The organism is Streptomyces sp. NPDC047085, from assembly GCF_040643735.1.
In the GTDB taxonomy this organism is placed as follows: Bacteria; Actinomycetota; Actinomycetes; order Streptomycetales; family Streptomycetaceae; genus Streptomyces.
The window spans coordinates 783,207-800,320 of sequence record NZ_JBEYUW010000002.1 but is presented as its reverse complement, the minus strand read 5'-3'; the positions used below and the strand labels follow the sequence as shown (position 1 = coordinate 800,320).

Here is a 17,114-nt window from a genome sequence, read left to right as displayed (position 1 = left end):
CTACGGCGTGGGGTGGCGGCTGGGGTACCGGCGGAGGTTCGGCCCTGACGCTGGTGTGCGCTCATGACGACCGGGTGCATGACTCTCCGGGTGTCATACGAGGGGGGCCGGATGTACGACTCGGTGCGCATGGTGCAGGTGAACCACCGCAACGCAGTGATCTCGGGTTCGCCGACCAAGTCCCCGCCGTGCGGGTGCCCGCGGTGCACGGGGAGCCCGTCGTCGCCAAGGTCGGCGTCCGCCGCGCTCGTCGCTGTCCCTTTGCTTCCTGCCGGAATCCCGGTGGGAGTCCCCGAGAAGAGAGAGGTAAGTCCGATGGTGGAAGAGAACACCACGTCGGCCGCCCCCGAGGGGGGTGGACTGCTCGTCGCGAAGCGGAAGATCGTGGCCGCGCGCACGCGTGCCGAGCAGGAGTCGGACGTCAGCAGTGGCCGTTCCGACGGCAACGACTGACGGGAGCGCCCACGTTGCTTGATGCAGCCTCGTGGGCGGGGCGTCTGGGCGGGGACAGGTTCCTCGCCCAGACGTACCACCGCTCGTACGCGCACTTCCCCGGGGTCGCCGACGTGGCGGGTCTGTTCTCCTGGGACGACCTGAACCGGATCATTGCCACGCAGCGGCTGGAGCCGCCCCGGCTGCGCCTGTCGGCTGACGGCGAGATGGTGCCGCTGCACCGCTACGCGATCCCGACAACGAACCGCCGCGCGGTCACCTGGTCCCGTATCCAGCCGTCCGACTTCCACGCCCAGCTCAGGGACGGGGCGTCGCTGGTCCTCGACGCGGTGGAGAAGATCCACCCCGCCGTGGGGGCGGCTGCGGAGGGGCTGGAACGCTTCCTCGGGACTTCCGTGCAGGCCAACGTGTACGCCTCGTGGACCGAGCGGGAGGGCTTCGGCCGGCATTGGGACGACCACGATGTCGTCGTGGTGCAACTGCATGGCTCGAAGCGGTGGCGCCTGTGGGGGATGACCCGTGAGGCGCCCACCTTCCGGGACGTGGAGTCGCCGGAGGAGCCAGAGGGCGACCCGGTGGCGGACCTCGTTCTGTCCCCGGGTGACGTGCTCTACCTGCCGCGCGGGTGGTGGCACTCGGTCACCGCCGATCAGGGGACGGAATCCCTTCACCTCACGTTCGGCATGGTCCCGCACACCGGCGCTGACCTGATGTTGTGGGTCGTCGATCAGCTCCGGGCGTCCCTCGCGCTGCGCCGGGACATCCCGCGCTTCGGCTCGTTGGTGGAACAGTCGGACTTCATCGACGCCGTACGACGTGAGGTGGCCGACATGATGGCGGACCCCCGCCTCGTGGAGCGGTGGGCGGAGTCGATCGACACGACAGACCTGGGCCACGCGATTCCGTCCCTGCCCTACGTGGACGGACTCCCCGCACGGAGAGAGATCACGGTCAAGCTCACCGCTCCGAGAGGTCGCCTGACGGCCAACCGCGAACAGGGCACGGTCACCTTCTCCGCGGCGGGTACCGCGTGGGACTTCGCTGAGTCCGCGGCGCCCGCGCTGGGCACGCTGCTGACCAACCAGCCGACCACGCTGGGGGAGGTGGCCGACTCCGCCGGGCTTGAGGTCAAGGAGGTGGCCGAACTGGTCTCCGTCCTCATCGACGGCCACGCCGTCGCAGTCGTGGGGACGGCGCTGTGACCGCCGCGCTCTGCCTGGGGACATACCGCGTGCGTGCCGTCAGTCAGGCGGCACGCGCCGGCCTGGCCGCAGGCAGCCCCTGGGTGGACACGGCACCCAACTATGGTCGCGGTCAGGCGCATGAGGAGCTGCGCCCGGTGCTCGGGGAATACCCGACCGTGCGGGTAGCCACGAAGACGGGGTTCTTCACGGAGGAGCAAGGCCGCAGCGCGCTGGCTGAGGGCGTGCTCACCCGGGAAGAGGCGGCCGGTAGGCACAGCCTTGAGCGAGGCTTCGTCCGCTGGCAGACGGAGCGATCCTTGGCCGCGCTCGGGCGCGTGGACCTGGTGTTCGTGCACAACCCCGAGCACCACGGGCACGGCCTTGACCGCGCCGCTCTGCACGGGCGTGTGCGGGAAGCCTTCACGGCGCTGGAGGAGTTCGCCCATGCGGGCAGGATCGGTGGGTACGGCGTCGCCACTTGGTCGGGCCTAACCTCCGGAGCGTTCAGTGTCGCCGAGTTGCTCGCGCTCGCACGCCAGGCGGCTGGTTCCGCCGAGCATCACTTCACGGGCATGCAGATGCCCGTCAGCCTGATCATGGGTGCCCCGATCACACAGGCCCTGAACGGCGGCGGACCACTGGTACAGGCGAAGGACGCCGGGCTGATCACGTTCGGCTCCGCGCCCCTGCACGGGGGCGAACTCCTCGACGCCATGACACCCGAACTGGTGAACCTCATCCGCCCCGGCCTGTCGGCCGCAGCCGCTGCCCTGCTGGCCGCTGGCTCTTGCCCCGGCCTCGATGTCGTCCTCACCTCCGCGAGCACCCGCGAGCACTGGGACGATATGGCCAAGGCTCTGGCTGCGCCGCTGACGGCCCAGGAACTCAGGAGGGTGACGGATGAACTCGCCGGTGAATGAGGAGGTACGAGCCCTGATGGAGGCAGCCCACGACCGGGCGGCCAAGGCACTGGGCCTCAGCTGCACGGGGCCGCTGGCGTGGGGCTTCCTCGGTGTCACCCTCGGACGCCGAGCGGGGGACTGGTGGCTACGGGTGAGCCGGACGGCGAAAAGGAACGCGGGCAGAAAGCAGGGGGAGGGCATCGTCGGGGCTTCCCAGCTCCTACCCGAAGGCGTCCCGTGCCCCCGCCTGCACGGGGTGCACGACTGGACTGACGGCGAGTGGGCCTTCGAGGCCGAAGTCCTGGACTACCTCACGCAACCTGTGGTGTCCCCGGACAGAGCCGACATCGACCACGATCCGGCGCTGCCTGACGAATGGTGGGCGGACCTTCGCCAAGCCCTTGCCCTGCTCGCTGAAGCGGAGGGCGTGAAGACGACCGTCCGGGACGGATGGATCGAACGAGCCTTCCCCCAGTTCCTCGGCATCCCGGCCCCCGCCAACGTGGAGCGGGTGACCGGTCACGGTGACCTGCACTGGGGCAACCTCACCGCCGAGCCCCTGTGCCTGCTGGACTGGGAGCGGTGGGGCCTGGTGCCCTTCGGCTATGACGCGGGGCTTCTTCACGCCAACAGCCTGCTTGTACCCGACGTAGCCGCCCGCATCCGCAAAGAGTTCGCCGCCATCCTCGACACCCCCGCCGGTCGAATCGGGGAACTCGCGGCCCTGGCCGAGATGCTGCAAGCCGTGGCCCGTGGCTGGTACCCCGACCTTGCGCCCCACCTTCTCGCCCGAGCGGAGGCACTCACGGGAGTGCGCCCGCCCGTTCCGGTGCACTCCGAGGTGAGCGCCTGACTGCGCCCCTGCGCGCCTCTCTCAGGCCCTCTCTGCCAGGTGGCGGTAGAGGGTGGCGCGGTGGACTCCCAGCGCCTTGGCAATGCTGGTGACGCTCTCGCCCTTGTCGCGTCGCGCACGGGCTATGTCCAGCTTGCCGTCCCCACCCGGCCGCGGGGCATCACCGGAGGACCCAGCGTTGTCGGACCGGAGACTGTCGTACCGGCTGTGGCCGGCCGTGAGCTCCTCGGTCGATCGCACGTCGCTGTGGACGTACACCTGCGGGCCTTCGCTGCGGATGCCGGCGTCACGGTATGGCGGTTCAAGTCGAGGGCCGTCTGACCCGCCACCTTAGGCCGGCCGCTGCTCGGCGACGCCCAGCACGCTCACCCGGATGCTCTGAATCCTCGGATCGACACGGCGCCCTCGACCGTGGTGATCGAGAGCGCCGTTGCGGGCGCGTCAGCGGGTTGCTGTCGCCTTGGCGAGGGCCTTGTCGAGATGCTGGCCGACCAGGGCTGGCGCGCCAGAGACGATGAGGAGCAGGCTTCCCTCACGTATCGCGGTCTGCTTGACGACGCTGTCCTGCCCACCGGAGGTGAAGGTCATCAGCTGGCTCCACTGCTGGTCGCCGAGCCGGGGCGCGGTCGTCTTCTGTGACGTGACGTTGATGGCGGTGCTGCCGGAGACGACTTGGTAGGTCGGGCAGCCGGTCATGGCGTCGAAGATCCGATCGATGCCGTCGGACAGCTTCGTGGAGGTGTCGCTGTACAGCTCCTCGGAGACCTCCGAACCGGCGCTGCCGCCGGTGTAGGTGAAGGACACTTTCGCCTTGTTGGGGAAGTCGAGGGAGCCGCTGGCCGCCGCGTCGCCGCCCAGCTTCTCCAGGGCGGGGCAGCCAGTGACGGTGACGTCGTCGTGGCTGGAGGTGTCCTCCGGCTTGCGGGTGTAGTCGGACCCGAGGTCGCTCTCGTCGAGCAGGCGGGGCTGAAGCGCGGCCGACGACAGCGGGGCGTCGCTCTGCTTGGTGGTGGCCGGGTGGTCTGCGGGGGCGGAGGACGGGGAGGTGGACTTCGCCTGGCTGGTGCCGGCGGAGCAGGCGGGCAGGGTGAGGGCGGCGGCGGTGAGGCCGAGGGCGGTGATGGTGAGGCGAACGCGCATGGGTGAACTGACCCCTGTGGTGCTCGGTGACGGTTGGACAGTGCGGGCCCGTGGGCCCGAGAAGGGGCCGAAGGAGTGGAGGTCAGCGGTGGCCGAGGTGCCGCAGGCAGTCCTCGAACGTGGCGTGGATGGCATCTCCCGGGCCGGAGTGTCGGTTGAACCACGCGGTGTCGAGACGGGTCTCGTGCTGCTCGTGGCCGGCCTGGCAGCGCAGCCAGACCTGGTCGTGGGTGGAGAGGATGAGCCACTCGCGGTAGGCGCCGCACTCGGCGCAGGCGACGACCTCGCCGTCCAGGACGACCGGCCACGGCCAGGGCATCACTCGGCCGTCGAGCTGGTCGTGGCTGGGGACGCGCAGCTCCGGCGGGAGGAAGTCGTCCACAACCGGCGCCGGCTCCGCGAGCTGATGCTCCTCCTGCATCTGCAGGACCGGCGGCACCTGGTCGGCCATCTCACACGCTTGGCGCTGCACCTCACTGAACTCTTCCTTTTCCGCGCGGCGGCGTCGTCGTATCCGGTGAAACACCCGGTGTCCTCCCTCGTCTCGTCCTGCACGCGTCATGATCGTGCGCGAAGTCCGCTGACCTGTTCAATTCACAAAGTCCACAGTCACGACCGGCCACGCCCAAGCCGGGCCTGTCCGGGGATGTGCTGCCCGGCGCGCTGTGCCGAGCGCTGTGCGGCGTGAGCGTCGGGCACCATGCCGGTGGTATCCGCAGGCAGGTCCGCTGCCCGGCGCAGCCGCCACACCAGGACATCGCTGACGGACTCCGCCGTGTCCAGCTCCCGCCGACCCGCGGCGTCGGCGAGCAGGGCGGCCGGGTCGTGGCCGGCGGCTTCGGCGTCGGCGAGGGTAGCGGCGAGCGCGTACCAGCCGGGCTCGGCGAGGATCTGCTCGGCCAACTCCGGCAGCGCTGTGCGCAGCACCGTCGTCTGCCGCTGCCGCTGCCGCAGCGCCCGGCCCAGGCGCCGGCCTCGCTGGTAGAGGGCACCGAGGGGTTGAGCGGCGGCGGCCTGGTAGGCGGCGCGCAGATGTTCGGCGGCCTGGCGGGCGGCGGCGGCCTGCTGGGCGTGGTTCTTCTTCGCGTGCCAGTGGGCGGCGGCGGTGATGAGGAAGAACAGCATGTCGATCGCCATCGCGGTGGTCGCGCCGTCCTCGCCGCGGCCCAACGCCGGACCGCTATAGACGAGGTCACGGGCGGCCTGCCGCAGCGCTCGGTCGTGGCCACGCTCGGCGCGAACGTGGGAGCGGGAGGCCCGCTCGAACGCGAAGGCGGCGTCACGCAGTTCGCGCCTGGTGCGGGCCGCGGAGGTCTTCGCGAGCGCGTCCAGGACCTCGCCGGCAGCGGCAATGGACGCGGCGGCGATGGCGTCGTCGCCGTGCTCGATGACGAGCACCGCGTTCCACGCGGCCGAGGCCGTGCGTCGGCGGGCGGCGGCCGGGTCGCTCGGCGCCGCAGGGGTGGGCACGTCTGCCGGTGTGGCGTCCTGGTCGCGAGTGTCGGCGGACCAGCGCTCCCGGATACGGGGCAGGGACAGATCGGGGGCCAGGCGGGCGCCGGGGTAGAAGACCGGTTCGCCGTCCTTGTTGCGGTCGTCGGGCAGGGCGACCTTGTAGCCGAGCAGGTCGCCGGAGGGGGCGACGCGCTTACGGATGATCAGGCCGGCGGCGGCCAGCCGGTCGAAGAACTCGGTCTCGCTGCTGGCGCCGGCCACCGCGCGGCGCACGGTTTCGCGCAGTTCCTCCCGCGCGGTGCGCTCGCGGCCCTGACGTTCGGCTTTGTGGCGCTCGGCGCTGGTGGGGCGTTGGGCCGCGGTGCCGTCGCCCTTGTTGAGCCGGCGCAAGCCCAGCTCCGCTTCCAAGGCGCGGGCCTGGGCCTGGGCGCGAGCGGCGTCGTGGTCGAGGTCGGGCTTGTAGCCGTCCTCACGGACGAGCGTGGCGACGATGTGAATGTGGTCGTCGGCATGCCGGACGGCCACCCACCGGCAGCCCGCGCCCTGTTCGGGGTAGTCGATACCGGTGGCGGCGACCATCCGGCGGGCCACCTCGCCCCACTCCTCGTCGGTCAGGATCCGGTCCTCGGCACTGTTGCGGACGGACAGATGCCACACGTGCTTCTTCGGCCGGTCAGCCTGGTCGATGTTCTCGACGGGTTGGTCCAGGAGCTGCTGGAGCTGCTTGAGGGTGGCAGACGGGTCGCGGCCAGGGTCGGGAGCGTTGTGGTCCCACGAGGCGACCAGGTGCGGGTCGATGTGCTCCTCGTGCTTCCCGGGCCCGTAGAGGTAGTAGAGGAGACCGATGGTGCGCTGCCCGCGCTTTTGTATCCGGGGGATCATGCTGCTGTCCGAGGTCGTCGCTGGGAGTGGCGGGATGCGGGGCGGTAAGGGGAGCCAGCTCAGCGCTGCTCCAGCAGTCGGTCTGTGGCTGCCTGTACGCGGGTCACGGCGCGCTGGACCGCCGCGACGACCGCGTCGATTTCCGTTGGCTGGCCGCCGGAGTTGATGGCCCGGGCTATCTGGTTGAGGTTGTTGCCGACTTGTCCGAGGTGCCGGCGTGCGGCGAACAGCTCGGCGATCAGCTCGCGGTGGCCGGCGATGGCGGCGGCGGTGCTGTCGAGGTCGTGAGCGGCGGCGAGCCCGCTGCGGGCGAGGAAGCCTGGCAGGCTCGTACGGGTCGCGGTGGCGGCAGCGCAGAGCAGGGTCTTCTCGTCGCCGTTCAGGCGGACGCTGCAGACGTATTCACGCTTGTGCGAGGGCGGCTTGGGCGAGCGCTTGCGCGAGGTTTTCTTCGCGGCGCGCGGCTTGCGCAGTGAAGGCGTCTCCTCCAGCTGCGATCCTCCGTCGGTCGCTGTCTCACGGACCAGCACCCCCCGGTGCTGGTCCGCTCTCGCCACCCCCGGGGCGGGCTTGGCCAAGGCGCGCTTCCCCGACGGGGAAGAGTGTCTTGACCGATAACTTGCTCGCCCCGAGACCGAGTTGGATGCGGGAGCAGGTTCCGGGGTGGTGCCGGTCTGGGTGGGGTTCGTCATCAGGATTCGGTCCTCGTGGAGCGGGTGTGCTGTTGGATGCTCGCGGCCAGCGCGAGGACGTCGGCCGGTCCCGTAAGGACGCGGACGGATCCTTCTGAGTGGCCCTGGACGAGCCACTGGCCGGTAGGCGCGAGGACGGCGGCGTGCAGGAGTCTCCGGCGGACCAGGACGTCCGCCCAGGCGCTGGCCTCGACGACCGTGGGCTCGGATGAGCGAACAGGACGCGGAATCAAGGCGTGTCTCCTCAAGCGGGGCGGGTGGCCCGGCACGGAGCCGGGCCACCCTTTGCGATTAGGGGGCCTTAAGCGGGGTTTTGCCGGTTCAGCCGCACTCGGGGCAGCGACCGACGTGGCTGTTGAGCGCGCGGGCCATCCGCTGCTTCGTCGAGGCAGCCTGCTTCGCGCTGGACTTCGCCGCCGGCCTGCCCTCGTGCCGCTTTGAGTGGGCGAGCATGAAGCCGATCTCCCGCTCGTACTCCGCACGGACGGTGTCGAACTGGTGGCAGGTCTTCATCGGGCGGAGCTCCTTGTCGTCGTGGTGGCGTCACTCCGCAGTTCCTGGAGGACGAGGCTCAGCCGGTCGTTCCGGCCGCCCTTCAGGCCCTCACGGCGGAGAATCTCCCGCAGCTGGACCCGGGTGACGGACTCGTTGCCGTCCCGTTCGAGCAGGGCAGAGACGTGCGGACGGACCTGCTGGACGAGCTGGTCCACCGACTGCTCGAGCTCCCGCGGCGCGCGCTGCGTCTGCGGGCTGCGGGACCGGGCGCGCTTCCCCTTGGTCTTAGTCCGGGGCTGCGTGGCCGTCTTGCTCCGCAGAGGCACTGTGTGTCCCCGGTCCCCGGTGGGCTCGGTCCCCGTGTCGGTGTCGTTCGGTCCCCGGTCCCCGGTGGGCTCGGTCCCCGTGTCGGTGTCGTTCGGTCCCCGGTCCCCGGTGGGCTCGGTCCCCGACTCGGCGGCGTTCGGTCCTGGATGCGAATCAGGGCCTTGAGCAGGTACTTCTCGCGTAATGCGGTCGGTCCCCACGCCTCCGGCGTCCCCCTGTGAGGCTTCCGGGTCGGTGGGACCGGTCCCCGGGACCCCACCTGTGGCTGGAACCTCGGTCCCCACCCTGGTCCCCGCGCCATCCGACGCCTTAGAGTCCGCAATCTTGGGGACCGGTCCCCTCGGGGCGCTCGGTCCCCGGTCCCTGTACGACTCGTGGGGGCCGGGGGGATCGGCTGCGGGGACCGGCGCCGTCGAGGCCGGATGCGAGGGGACGGCGGCTGCCCTCGCGGTGATGTGCGCCGGGGACCAGGGCGAGGGAAGCGGGATCGTGGCGAGCGCGAGTGCGTGGCGGCGCGCGGCGAGCTGGTCGAGCAGCTGTGCGCGCTGGCGGGCGTCGGTCCCGACCGAGGCCCTGCCGACCGCCTTCGACAGGCGCCGCGTCAGCCGCCGGCCGCGTCGGCTCTGCTGCTGCTCGGGTGTGCGTTCGGCGAGGCGGACGGCGAGGGCGACTGCGCGGGCGGTGGCCCGGTCCCGGGTGATCTGTGCGGCGTCGCGGTCGCGTGCGGCGATCCCGAGGCGGGACAGCAGCCGCTCGCGCGCTTCCCGCCCCAGGACGGCGATCAGTCCGTGGGAGGCGGCACCCGGGGTGCGCAGGCGCAGCTCGATCCCCATGGCGAGGTGCCACAGCATCGCCGCCATGACCGGCCCGACGAAGGCCCTTACCGTGCCGCCGATAGGACCGCTCTCGGCATAGGCGGGGATCACCTGCACTCCGGTGATCACCCAGACCAACGTGCCCGGAAGGCCGGGGGCGCCCTCGGTGGCCAGGTTCTGCCGTGCCATTAGCGCCGTCGCGAAGAGCGCCAGCTCGGCTGCGGCGAACATGCCGGCCCGCTCGGCGGTGCCGGCCATGTCGAGGTAGTCGGCGGCGAACCGCCAGCTCGTGTCCGCGGAGTAGCAAGTACAGCCGAGGGCGGCAAGGGCAGCGACCTTGACCGCCGGACCGCTGAGACGTTTCTGCGGGCGTGTGCCCTGGCGCCGGATCGTCCAGGCGGTCAGCCCCAGCACGACGGCGGCGGGCACCACGGCGGCGAGGAGGAGAGAGAGGTCCGGAGCGGCGCCGAGGGACAGGAAGGGGTGGGTCATGCGGCCTTTCCGAGAGAGGCGTGCGCCGGAGTCGACGCTGCCGGGCGGGCTGCTGGCTGCTGTGTGCCGGGTGCTGAGGCGGGCGGGGGGCCGCCTGCTGCTGGGGCGGTCTTCTTCCGCTTCTTCTTGGGCCGCGGCACGCCGTAGGTGCGGTCGCGGTCGAACACCTTGTTGGCCGCCTGCCGCAGCAGGTCGCGTGCGTGCTTGTGGCTGATCTGAAGGGCGGTGGCGAGCCGGTCGGGCCGCCAGCCGCGTACGTAGGCGTGGTCGATGACGACCTGCCGCTCGGCCTCGGTCAGATGCACGTCGCGTCCCAGGAAAAAGGAGGTTACGCGTCGGTAGTCGAGGCGCTGGTGCAGTCCGTCGTGCCAGGGACGCCGCTCGGCCTCGGTGAGGCCGCCCCAGATGCCCTCCTTGAGGACGTTCTCCAGGGCGAAGTTGAGGCAGTCGCTGCGTACCGGGCACCAGCCGCACAGCTCCTTCGCCTCGGCGATGGCTTCGTGGTCCCGCGGGAGCGGGAAGAAGACGGCGTCAGCGTCCTCGACGTCCATGCCGTGGCACGCTCCCTGGGTGTGCCAGTTGGTGTCTCCGATACTGCGCAGGCCGGTGGCCGGCGCGTCGTGGGTGGTGATGTGACGCAAGGGTGGTCTCCGATGTGCTGCCGCGTCGGCCGGCTGGGGCGGTGCTGGGCGCGGCGTCGGGTGGCCGCAGCGCGCGGGCCTGCGCCGCAGCCGGGGCGGGACGGTGATAGGGGGTAGCGGTGCATCGGGCGGGATGCACGCGCCCGATGCGCCGGTCAGGCCACGGCGGGCTGCTGGACCTGCTCGCTCGGCTGGGCCTGCCGGGCGGCGGCGAGGTCGACGCGGCCGGGGTGCGGGGTGGCGCGCGGGGCGGTCGTGCGTACCCCGTCGTCGGGACCGATCCGGCGGCGACGACACGGCTCACCGGGCTGGGCCAGGCACCACTCGCACTTGACGCTCAGGGCGTCGGGCAGCCCCTGAGCGACGGCGGCCTCGCGGGCTGCGCGAGCGGGCCGATAGGGGGCGAGGGCTGCGCGGGCGGCGGGCGGTATGCAGGAGCCGATCTGCCGCAGCCTCGCCTCCAACCTTGGGTCGATGCAGTCGCGACCGCTGGTGATGGCTCTGGCCTGGGCGGGCTGCGCGGTGCCGGCGGCGACGGCGCGGCGGGTGCCGACCAGCTCGGCGGTCCAGGCGGCCTGGTCGTCCGGGTCGGCGGACGGCGTGGGATCGGAGTGCCGGGCCAGGCGGTCGCGACGGTAGCTCTCCCAGGGGCGGGCGACGTCCGCGGGCAGGATCTGGTACGGCGAGACTCTGATGTGCTGGCGGGCGGCGACGCGGGCGTCCCAGCCGTGCGGAGTGGCCATCGGCACGTCGCCAAGCAGCTCGTGCCACTGTGCGAGCTGGTCGCGTGCCTCGCCCTGGTCGGTGCGGATGGTGCGGGGGTCGAGTCGGCCGATGTAGGCCAGCAGGGCTGCGATTTCACGGCGGTCCACGACTACTGCTCCGTTCCGGTCGGCTCGTTCAGGGCGGCGAGAAGTGCGGCGGTGTGGGCCTCTGCCCGCGTCATGCCGCCGGGCTGGCCGGGACCCGTGCCGGGCACGGCGTAGAGGTTCGGGCGGCCAGGGGGGTGCTCCCGGGCGACCCAGGAACGCCAGTCGGCAGCCCACGCAGCCGCCGGCCTCGGCTTGAAGCCGGAGCGGTGGGCACGCCACTTCGCGTCGGCCGCCTGCAGGCCCTGCTCGCCCAGACGGTCGAGGTGCCCCTGCTCGCGGGCCCAGGTGTGGGTGGCTGGGTCGACCTGCCACTCGGCAGCTGAGAGGACGGCAGCACCACCACTGCTGTACCTCCGGTTCAAATCCGGTTCACTACGGTTCTGTGTGCCGGTTTCCGGTACATCGCTGTGCCGGTTCCCGGCACGTCGAGGTGCCGGTTTCCGTCCGGACCTGCCGGATTCCGGTACTGCCGGTTTCCGGGCCCTCGCAGGGGATTCCGGCACCTCACGCGGGCGGATGTTGTAGCGCCGCAGGGCCGAGATCCGGAGCGCCGGGGTGGCTTCGGTCCCCTCCGCCGGCGTCTGGCCGGGGTCCCTGTCGTCCACGGTCTCCGCCAGGACCTTGGCGGCGAGGGGGAGGCGGTAGACGGTGCTGCGCTGCGGGCCGGTGAGGTCTTCGAGCTGCTCCAGCTCACCGGCGTCGACCAGACGGTCGATGGCTTCGCGGACCGTGGAGACGGAGGCGCGGGTGCGCTTGGCCAGGCTCGACAGGGAGGCCCAGGAGACGCACTGCTCGTCGCCCACCCGGTCGGCGATCGACAGCAGGACCAGACGCGCCGTCCCCCGGCTGCAACTGTGCTCCCACACCCAGTCGCGGGCTTCGCTGCTCATCGGCAGCTCCCGACGAGCGGGCGGGTCCCGCAGCTCGGCGGGGCCATGAACGTGCGGTCCGGCTCGGGGCGCTGAGGCGCCGAGGCGGAGATGGCTGCCGCGCAGGCCAGGCGAAAGGGCCTTTTGCGCAGGGCAGGAGACATGCGATACTCCCCTTTGCAGTGTTGCCACGCTGACGCGCCCCTTGGAAGGACTCAGTGTGGTGATGGTGGGCAATCTCCGCCCTTGCCGGGGCGGGTATGCCGCTTAGCGCTCGGCGTCCGTGAGTTACCGCTCCCGGGCGCCGTCGCTGTTTGTGGACCTTCGCGGTCCGGTCCGTCCTCGCACTCTCCTCATGTCCGTCGCTGCGGGCGGGCTGCCCGGGGACGACGAACATACGCACGGACCCGTATCAAGATCCAGACTTGGTTCTTAAACTCTGTACTGGTTGCAGAGAGTCATCGGATGATCGTGTGCCGCAAGTGTCCGTACGGCGCGACCTGGGGCGCACCCCCGCGTCGAAGCGCACCGTTGCCGCGGTTGCCTCGAACGCCGAGAGCGTGTCACTGTGTCCGAATTGGAACGGGTGTCTATTATTCCCCGCAGTGGAAATGGGAGGCGGATGGGGTGTTTCCACTGCCGCCTCCGCGCTTTCCGGTCGAAGATAAAATCCTGCGTGCCAGACGTGACCTATGTCGCTGGCTGAATGTGGCTTGTGCCACGTCACCCGGCATACTCCTGCCGGTAGAAACGGACAGGCCGACCTGAAACAGGCGGTACGCGTCACACGGAAACGTGCTGGTGAGGAAGAACTTTCCATACAGTGGATCAGCTCGTCAACTCACGTTTATCGCGGGGTAGGGTGCTTGAAGTGACGACGAAGTCCACCCAGGAAAGGATCATGAAAGACTCGACCGAAGGCCAGGTGAGCCCCAAGGGGCTCATGGACCGCCTAAACCGCCTGTTCGACACGGTGCACCCGCCGGACCGCGGCCCCTTCAGCAACGCCGAGGTGGCCGAACTCATGGAGAAGCGCGGGCTGGGCAAACTGTCGGCCCAGTATCTCTGGCTCCTACGGACCGGGCAGCGCGATAACCCGACGAAGCGTCACCTCGAAGCGCTAGCAGGGTTTTTCGGCGTGGACCCCGCATACTGGTTCGACGACGCCGTCGCCGAAAAGACCGTGCAGGAACTTGAGTTGCTCGCACTGCTTCGCGACACGAAGATCAAAAACGTTCTCCTTCGCCTGTCAGACGTTTCCGCAGACGGAAAGGATGCCGTCCTGGGAATCGTCGAGAGCGTACGGAAATCCGAGGGGTTGCCGCCCTCAACTGGCTCGTAAAACGGCCGCGTTCAGTAAGTGATCAAGGAAAAGCAATGTGGTCCGCACGTAGGCTGCGACGGCCTGACCTCTTGGCCGAGCTGCAGCTCCCGCACGTCACCAATATCCGCGACCTCAGCGACGAGGTCTCACGCCGCACGGGACGGAAGGTGGTCCTGGAGGCCCGTGAGCAGGCGCCCTCTGTGTGCGGGGCATGCGCCGTCACGGAGAGTGCCTTCCACGTGTACTACGACCCGCGGACCAGCTCCCTGCACCAGGACCACATCATCGCCCACGAGTTCAGCCACCTGCTGCTCGGCCACCATAAGAACCGCCCGGCGTCCGCGCTCTCCTCAACGATCTTCACCAGCGTGGGCTCGGCCACCGTCGAGATGATGCTGGGCCGTACCAAGTACGACGAGGACGAGGAGCGCGACACTGAGCTCCTCGCCTCGTTGATCCAGCGCCGGATCATCGACCGGTGGCTGCGCAGCGACGAGTCCTCCGGAGACGAAGTGCAGGACCGGGTCACGCACACGCTGCTGCGCCGACGGGTGGCCCGGCCGTGAAGGACCTGCTCCATCCGATCAGCCTCGTCGTCGCCACGCTCGGCTTCCTCTGCTTGCTGCGGGACGTGCCGACCCGCCGCCGAGACCCCGCCTCCACCGCGCTGGCCGCCGTCTTCTTGCTATCGGGGCTGTCGTTCCTGTTCTCCATCACACTGATGTGGCAGTACCTCGACCATGTCCTGGGCGTGGTGAACCTGTCCGTACCCCTGGCGATGGGGTGCGTGGTCGCGCTGCTCGCCTGCCAGCAGATCGTCCTCACCTACTGGGGATCACGCCCCGAAGTTGCCCGGAGGAGGGCACGGGAGTGGCTAGCCGCCGGCTTCGCTGTGATCGCAGGGCTGCTGGTGCTGTTCGCCCTGCTGACGCCGAGCGCGCCGCGACCGATCAACTTCACGCTGTACTACGCACATGATGGCTGGTACGCCGCATATCTCACCCTGTACGTCACGGCCTACACCATCGGTGAACTGTCCCTCGCCCGTGCCTGCTGGCGCCTGGCCCACCGCAGCACACGCGGGTCCGTCCGTATCGGCCTGCGCATCGTCGCCCTCGGCGCGACCGTCACTCTCGGATACAGCGCCGTGCGCATCGGGAACGTGATCGCCGGCGCCTTCAACGCGTCGCTCGCAGAGTGGGAGGGCTTCGCGTGGACCTGTGGCGATGTCGGCGCCATGCTCACGCTCATCGGCTGGCTAGTGCCCACCATCAACGATCAGGTTCAGAGCCTCCAGTACCGGATCAAGCAATACCGCAGCTACTACGGCCTACGCCCCCTGTGGCTGGCGTTCTACAGCGAGGCGCCCGAGATCGCACTGCCGATCGACCGAGTCGACCCGGCTCAGAGGCGCCGCTTCCGCAGCATCTCGATCCGGCTCTACCGCCGAGCAGTCGAGATACGAGACGGACGGTTCGTGATCCGTCAGTACCTTGATGCCGCAGTCCGCGAAGCCAGCGAAGCCCGCCACCGGGCCCGAGGGCTTCACGGAGAAGAGCTGTCCGCGGCCGTCACCGCCGACCAGATCCTCGCCGGAATCGCCGCCCGGGCCGCCGGTACCCGCCCGGAGAGCGACCAGCTCACCGAATTCGCCGACTCCGAACGCCAGACCAGCAGGCCCATGGACGACATCGACGCTCTCCTCGACGTCGCGCGCCACCTGCCCCGCCAGCCCGCACGAGCCCCCCACCTTGAGCAGGTCTCCGCATGATGACCGACCTCATCCACCAGCCCGCCCACGTCCAGCTCCAGGCCCTGGATCGCCGCGAGATCTCCAGCCGCGAACTGCTCGACCTCCACCTGGCGCAGATCGACGCCAGCCAGATCAACGCCGTCGTCACCCGCGACGACAGGGCTGCCCGAGCCGTCGCACACGCGGCCGACGAACGCCGCGCCCGCAACGAGAGCACCGGCATCCTCGACGGCCTTCCCCTCACGATCAAGGACAGCTTCGAGACGGCCGGCCTGCGCACCACCAGCGGTGCCGAAGACCTCGCCGATCACGTTCCCGCACACGATGCCGACGCCGTCGCCCGGCTCCGCCACCAAGGCGCCGTCATCATGGGCAAGACCAATACCCCGGCGTACTGCCAAGACCTGCACACCGACAACGTCCTGTTCGGCCCCACGCTTAACCCGCATGACCCCAAGCGCACTACCGGCGGCTCCTCCGGCGGACCCGCCGCAGCAGTCGCCGCCCGTCTGACCCCCGCCGACCTCGGCAGCGACCTCGCCGGCTCCCTGCGGCTCCCCGCCCACTACTGCGGCGTCTACGGCCTGCGCCCCACGCAGGGACTCATCCCAGCCCGCGGCCACGTCCCTCGCCCGCCGGGGTGGATCACCAGCAGCGACATGGTCACCCCCGGCCCCCTGGCCCGCCACCCCCGAGACCTCGACCTGCTCCTCGCCGCACTGACGACACCGTCACCCGACGAGAACAACCCCTGGAGCGTCACGCTGCCCACGGCGCAACGCCCGATCGGCCAGCTCCGCGTGGCAGTTTGGGCCGACGACGCGAGCTGCCCAGTCGACCGCGACACCGCCGATGCTCTCGCCACCGTCGAACGGACGCTGACCTCCGCCGGCGCGAGTGTCCGCCACACCGCGGGGCCGGTCGGCTTCGCTGACTCTATCCGCCTCTTCGAGCAGCTCCTCTACGCCACCACGACGGCCACCACCGACGACGCCGCCGGCGCCGCCGAACTCGCCGCTGCCCGTGACCTGCACACGGACGATGCGAGCCCTCGAGCCGCCTTCCTCCGCCACCGAACGCAGACACACCGTGTCTGGCTCCGCGCCAACGAGGAGCGCCTCCGGCTCCGGCAGACGTGGCACCGGTTCTTCGCCGACGCCCAGCACGACGTCCTCATTACGCCCGCCGCTCCTACTGCGGCGATCCGAGCCGGGAGTCGCTCTCTCATGGTCGACGGCGTCGAACGGAGCTTCTTCGACCAGACCGGCTGGGCCAACCTGACCAGCCACGTCGGTCTGCCCAGCCTGGTCATGCCTGCTGCGCGTAGCGCCGATGGCCTCCCAATCGGTGTGCAGCTGGTAGGACCGGCCTATTCGGAGCGGTCCTTGCTCGTGATGGCCGAGCACCTGGCGCCTCTGCTCGGCGGGACGGCTGGGGGCGTCATCTGATCATGGAGCGGATGACCTCTGCGTCGCCGTTGTAGGTGATGACGGCACCTTCATCGTCGGTAGGCGGTTCGAACCGAGCGAAGAAGTCGTCCAGGGCTTCGGGAGTCACGTTCAAGGCATTGGCGTCCTTGCGCTGGTTGCGCGCGGCGAGGCGCCGCAGGAGCTTCTCCCTGGAGGTCGGCAGGTAGACGAGCAGCGGGAGTCCGCCCGCGGCCCGGACTGTCTTCTTCCATTCCTCGCGATCGGAACGACGCCACAGGCCATGGTCGAGGACGACGGCACGACCCGCGCGCAGGTGCTCCGTGAGCTGCGCACGTACGGTCTCGACCGCAGGAGCCTCGCGCTCGAAATACCCGTGCTCGGGGTAGTCGACCCCATACCGGCCGTGGAGGCGGTGGACCTCCTCGTCAACGCTGAGGCGGACAAGGCCCATCGCGGCGAGAGCCTGTGCAAGGTGCGTCTTGCCGGAGCCGGTGATCCCGATGAGCAGGACGGCGGTCGGCTTGCTCACGATGTC

20 protein-coding genes are annotated in these 17,114 nt (G+C 70.2%); 8 read left to right on the top strand and 12 right to left on the bottom strand.

From position 1 onward, the window contains the following. Positions 1 to 315 precede the first annotated feature (315 nt). Genes ABZ865_RS09255 through ABZ865_RS09240 form a run of 4 tightly spaced genes read left to right on the top strand, consistent with a single transcriptional unit; the run spans position 316 to position 3,392 of the window. On the top strand, positions 316 to 453 hold the full coding sequence (locus ABZ865_RS09255) for a hypothetical protein (protein WP_006143122.1): 138 nt from the start codon (positions 316 to 318) through the stop codon (positions 451 to 453). A gap of 14 nt (positions 454 to 467) precedes the next feature. Continuing rightward, entirely contained in the window at positions 468 to 1,655 is a 1,188-nt protein-coding gene (locus ABZ865_RS09250; protein WP_361226286.1) for a cupin domain-containing protein, read from the top strand. Further along, positions 1,652 to 2,557, top strand: coding sequence for an aldo/keto reductase (locus ABZ865_RS09245; RefSeq protein WP_361226283.1), 906 nt, complete (start codon positions 1,652 to 1,654; stop codon positions 2,555 to 2,557). The genes ABZ865_RS09250 and ABZ865_RS09245 overlap by 4 nt, the downstream gene beginning before the upstream one ends. Then, complete coding sequence (locus tag ABZ865_RS09240; protein ID WP_361226280.1) at positions 2,538 to 3,392, top strand: hypothetical protein; 855 nt, start codon at positions 2,538 to 2,540, stop codon at positions 3,390 to 3,392. The genes ABZ865_RS09245 and ABZ865_RS09240 overlap by 20 nt, the downstream gene beginning before the upstream one ends. A gap of 21 nt (positions 3,393 to 3,413) precedes the next feature. Here ABZ865_RS09240 and ABZ865_RS09235 read toward each other — a convergent pair whose 3' ends face one another. From ABZ865_RS09235 to ABZ865_RS09185, 11 genes are all read right to left on the bottom strand, one after another. Further along, on the bottom strand, positions 3,414 to 3,632 hold the full coding sequence (locus tag ABZ865_RS09235; RefSeq protein ID WP_361227274.1) for a helix-turn-helix domain-containing protein: 219 nt from the start codon (positions 3,630 to 3,632) through the stop codon (positions 3,414 to 3,416). 201 nt (positions 3,633 to 3,833) lie between these two features. Further along, positions 3,834 to 4,532 (bottom strand): hypothetical protein, encoded by a 699-nt coding sequence (locus ABZ865_RS09230; protein WP_361226278.1) that lies wholly within the window; start codon positions 4,530 to 4,532, stop codon positions 3,834 to 3,836. A gap of 82 nt (positions 4,533 to 4,614) precedes the next feature. Beyond that, positions 4,615 to 4,983, bottom strand: a complete 369-nt coding sequence (locus ABZ865_RS09225; protein ID WP_107428646.1) for a hypothetical protein — start codon at positions 4,981 to 4,983, stop codon at positions 4,615 to 4,617. A 158-nt stretch (positions 4,984 to 5,141) separates the two neighbouring features. Then, positions 5,142 to 6,869, bottom strand: coding sequence for a relaxase/mobilization nuclease domain-containing protein (locus ABZ865_RS09220; protein WP_361226274.1), 1,728 nt, complete (start codon positions 6,867 to 6,869; stop codon positions 5,142 to 5,144). A 59-nt stretch (positions 6,870 to 6,928) separates the two neighbouring features. Next, positions 6,929 to 7,447 (bottom strand): plasmid mobilization relaxosome protein MobC, encoded by a 519-nt coding sequence (gene mobC, locus ABZ865_RS09215; RefSeq protein WP_361226272.1) that lies wholly within the window; start codon positions 7,445 to 7,447, stop codon positions 6,929 to 6,931. A 113-nt stretch (positions 7,448 to 7,560) separates the two neighbouring features. Then, entirely contained in the window at positions 7,561 to 7,794 is a 234-nt protein-coding gene (locus tag ABZ865_RS09210; RefSeq protein ID WP_361226269.1) for a hypothetical protein, read from the bottom strand. 88 nt (positions 7,795 to 7,882) lie between these two features. After that, the gene (locus ABZ865_RS09205; RefSeq protein WP_055493674.1) at positions 7,883 to 8,074 is read right to left on the bottom strand and encodes a hypothetical protein; all 192 of its coding nucleotides are present in this window, start codon (positions 8,072 to 8,074) and stop codon (positions 7,883 to 7,885) included. Continuing rightward, positions 8,071 to 9,690: a hypothetical protein gene (locus tag ABZ865_RS09200; protein ID WP_361226266.1), complete on the bottom strand. Its 1,620-nt coding sequence runs from the start codon at positions 9,688 to 9,690 to the stop codon at positions 8,071 to 8,073. The genes ABZ865_RS09205 and ABZ865_RS09200 overlap by 4 nt, the downstream gene beginning before the upstream one ends. Next, positions 9,687 to 10,331 (bottom strand): WhiB family transcriptional regulator, encoded by a 645-nt coding sequence (locus tag ABZ865_RS09195; protein ID WP_040896654.1) that lies wholly within the window; start codon positions 10,329 to 10,331, stop codon positions 9,687 to 9,689. The genes ABZ865_RS09200 and ABZ865_RS09195 overlap by 4 nt, the downstream gene beginning before the upstream one ends. A 155-nt stretch (positions 10,332 to 10,486) precedes the next feature. Further along, positions 10,487 to 11,203 (bottom strand): hypothetical protein, encoded by a 717-nt coding sequence (locus ABZ865_RS09190; protein WP_361226262.1) that lies wholly within the window; start codon positions 11,201 to 11,203, stop codon positions 10,487 to 10,489. Positions 11,204 to 11,205: 2 nt separating this feature from the next. Then, positions 11,206 to 12,093: a helix-turn-helix domain-containing protein gene (locus ABZ865_RS09185; RefSeq protein WP_361226259.1), complete on the bottom strand. Its 888-nt coding sequence runs from the start codon at positions 12,091 to 12,093 to the stop codon at positions 11,206 to 11,208. A gap of 850 nt (positions 12,094 to 12,943) precedes the next feature. Between ABZ865_RS09185 and ABZ865_RS09180 the strand changes: the two genes are divergently transcribed. The 4 genes from ABZ865_RS09180 to ABZ865_RS09165 all read left to right on the top strand — a co-directional run bounded on the left by ABZ865_RS09180 (position 12,944) and on the right by ABZ865_RS09165 (position 16,597). Continuing rightward, positions 12,944 to 13,414: an XRE family transcriptional regulator gene (locus ABZ865_RS09180; protein ID WP_229924139.1), complete on the top strand. Its 471-nt coding sequence runs from the start codon at positions 12,944 to 12,946 to the stop codon at positions 13,412 to 13,414. Positions 13,415 to 13,485: 71 nt separating this feature from the next. Continuing rightward, positions 13,486 to 13,962 carry a hypothetical protein gene (locus ABZ865_RS09175; RefSeq protein ID WP_355330224.1) on the top strand — a complete coding sequence of 159 codons (477 nt, stop codon included), beginning with the start codon at positions 13,486 to 13,488 and terminating at the stop codon, positions 13,960 to 13,962. Continuing rightward, on the top strand, positions 13,959 to 15,167 hold the full coding sequence (locus tag ABZ865_RS09170; protein ID WP_361226256.1) for an MAB_1171c family putative transporter: 1,209 nt from the start codon (positions 13,959 to 13,961) through the stop codon (positions 15,165 to 15,167). The genes ABZ865_RS09175 and ABZ865_RS09170 overlap by 4 nt, the downstream gene beginning before the upstream one ends. Continuing rightward, entirely contained in the window at positions 15,164 to 16,597 is a 1,434-nt protein-coding gene (locus ABZ865_RS09165) for an amidase family protein (RefSeq protein WP_361226254.1), read from the top strand. Before ABZ865_RS09170 ends, ABZ865_RS09165 begins: the two co-directional genes overlap by 4 nt. On the opposite strand, the gene ABZ865_RS09160 is transcribed toward ABZ865_RS09165, so the two are convergent. After that, positions 16,590 to 17,108 (bottom strand): ATP-binding protein, encoded by a 519-nt coding sequence (locus ABZ865_RS09160; RefSeq protein WP_361226251.1) that lies wholly within the window; start codon positions 17,106 to 17,108, stop codon positions 16,590 to 16,592. The genes ABZ865_RS09165 and ABZ865_RS09160 overlap by 8 nt on opposite strands. Positions 17,109 to 17,114 lie beyond the last annotated feature (6 nt).

Coding starts and splice junctions, on each gene's coding strand:
- ABZ865_RS09225 (WP_107428646.1), bottom strand. CDS start 4,983: ATGGCCGACCAGGTGCCGCCGGTCCTGCAGATGCAGGAGGAGCATCAG.
- ABZ865_RS09185 (WP_361226259.1), bottom strand. CDS start 12,093: ATGAGCAGCGAAGCCCGCGACTGGGTGTGGGAGCACAGTTGCAGCCGG.
- ABZ865_RS09255 (WP_006143122.1), top strand. CDS start 316: ATGGTGGAAGAGAACACCACGTCGGCCGCCCCCGAGGGGGGTGGACTG.
- ABZ865_RS09230 (WP_361226278.1), bottom strand. CDS start 4,532: ATGCGCGTTCGCCTCACCATCACCGCCCTCGGCCTCACCGCCGCCGCC.
- ABZ865_RS09205 (WP_055493674.1), bottom strand. CDS start 8,074: ATGAAGACCTGCCACCAGTTCGACACCGTCCGTGCGGAGTACGAGCGG.
- ABZ865_RS09220 (WP_361226274.1), bottom strand. CDS start 6,869: ATGATCCCCCGGATACAAAAGCGCGGGCAGCGCACCATCGGTCTCCTC.
- ABZ865_RS09165 (WP_361226254.1), top strand. CDS start 15,164: ATGATGACCGACCTCATCCACCAGCCCGCCCACGTCCAGCTCCAGGCC.
- ABZ865_RS09240 (WP_361226280.1), top strand. CDS start 2,538: ATGAACTCGCCGGTGAATGAGGAGGTACGAGCCCTGATGGAGGCAGCC.
- ABZ865_RS09200 (WP_361226266.1), bottom strand. CDS start 9,690: ATGACCCACCCCTTCCTGTCCCTCGGCGCCGCTCCGGACCTCTCTCTC.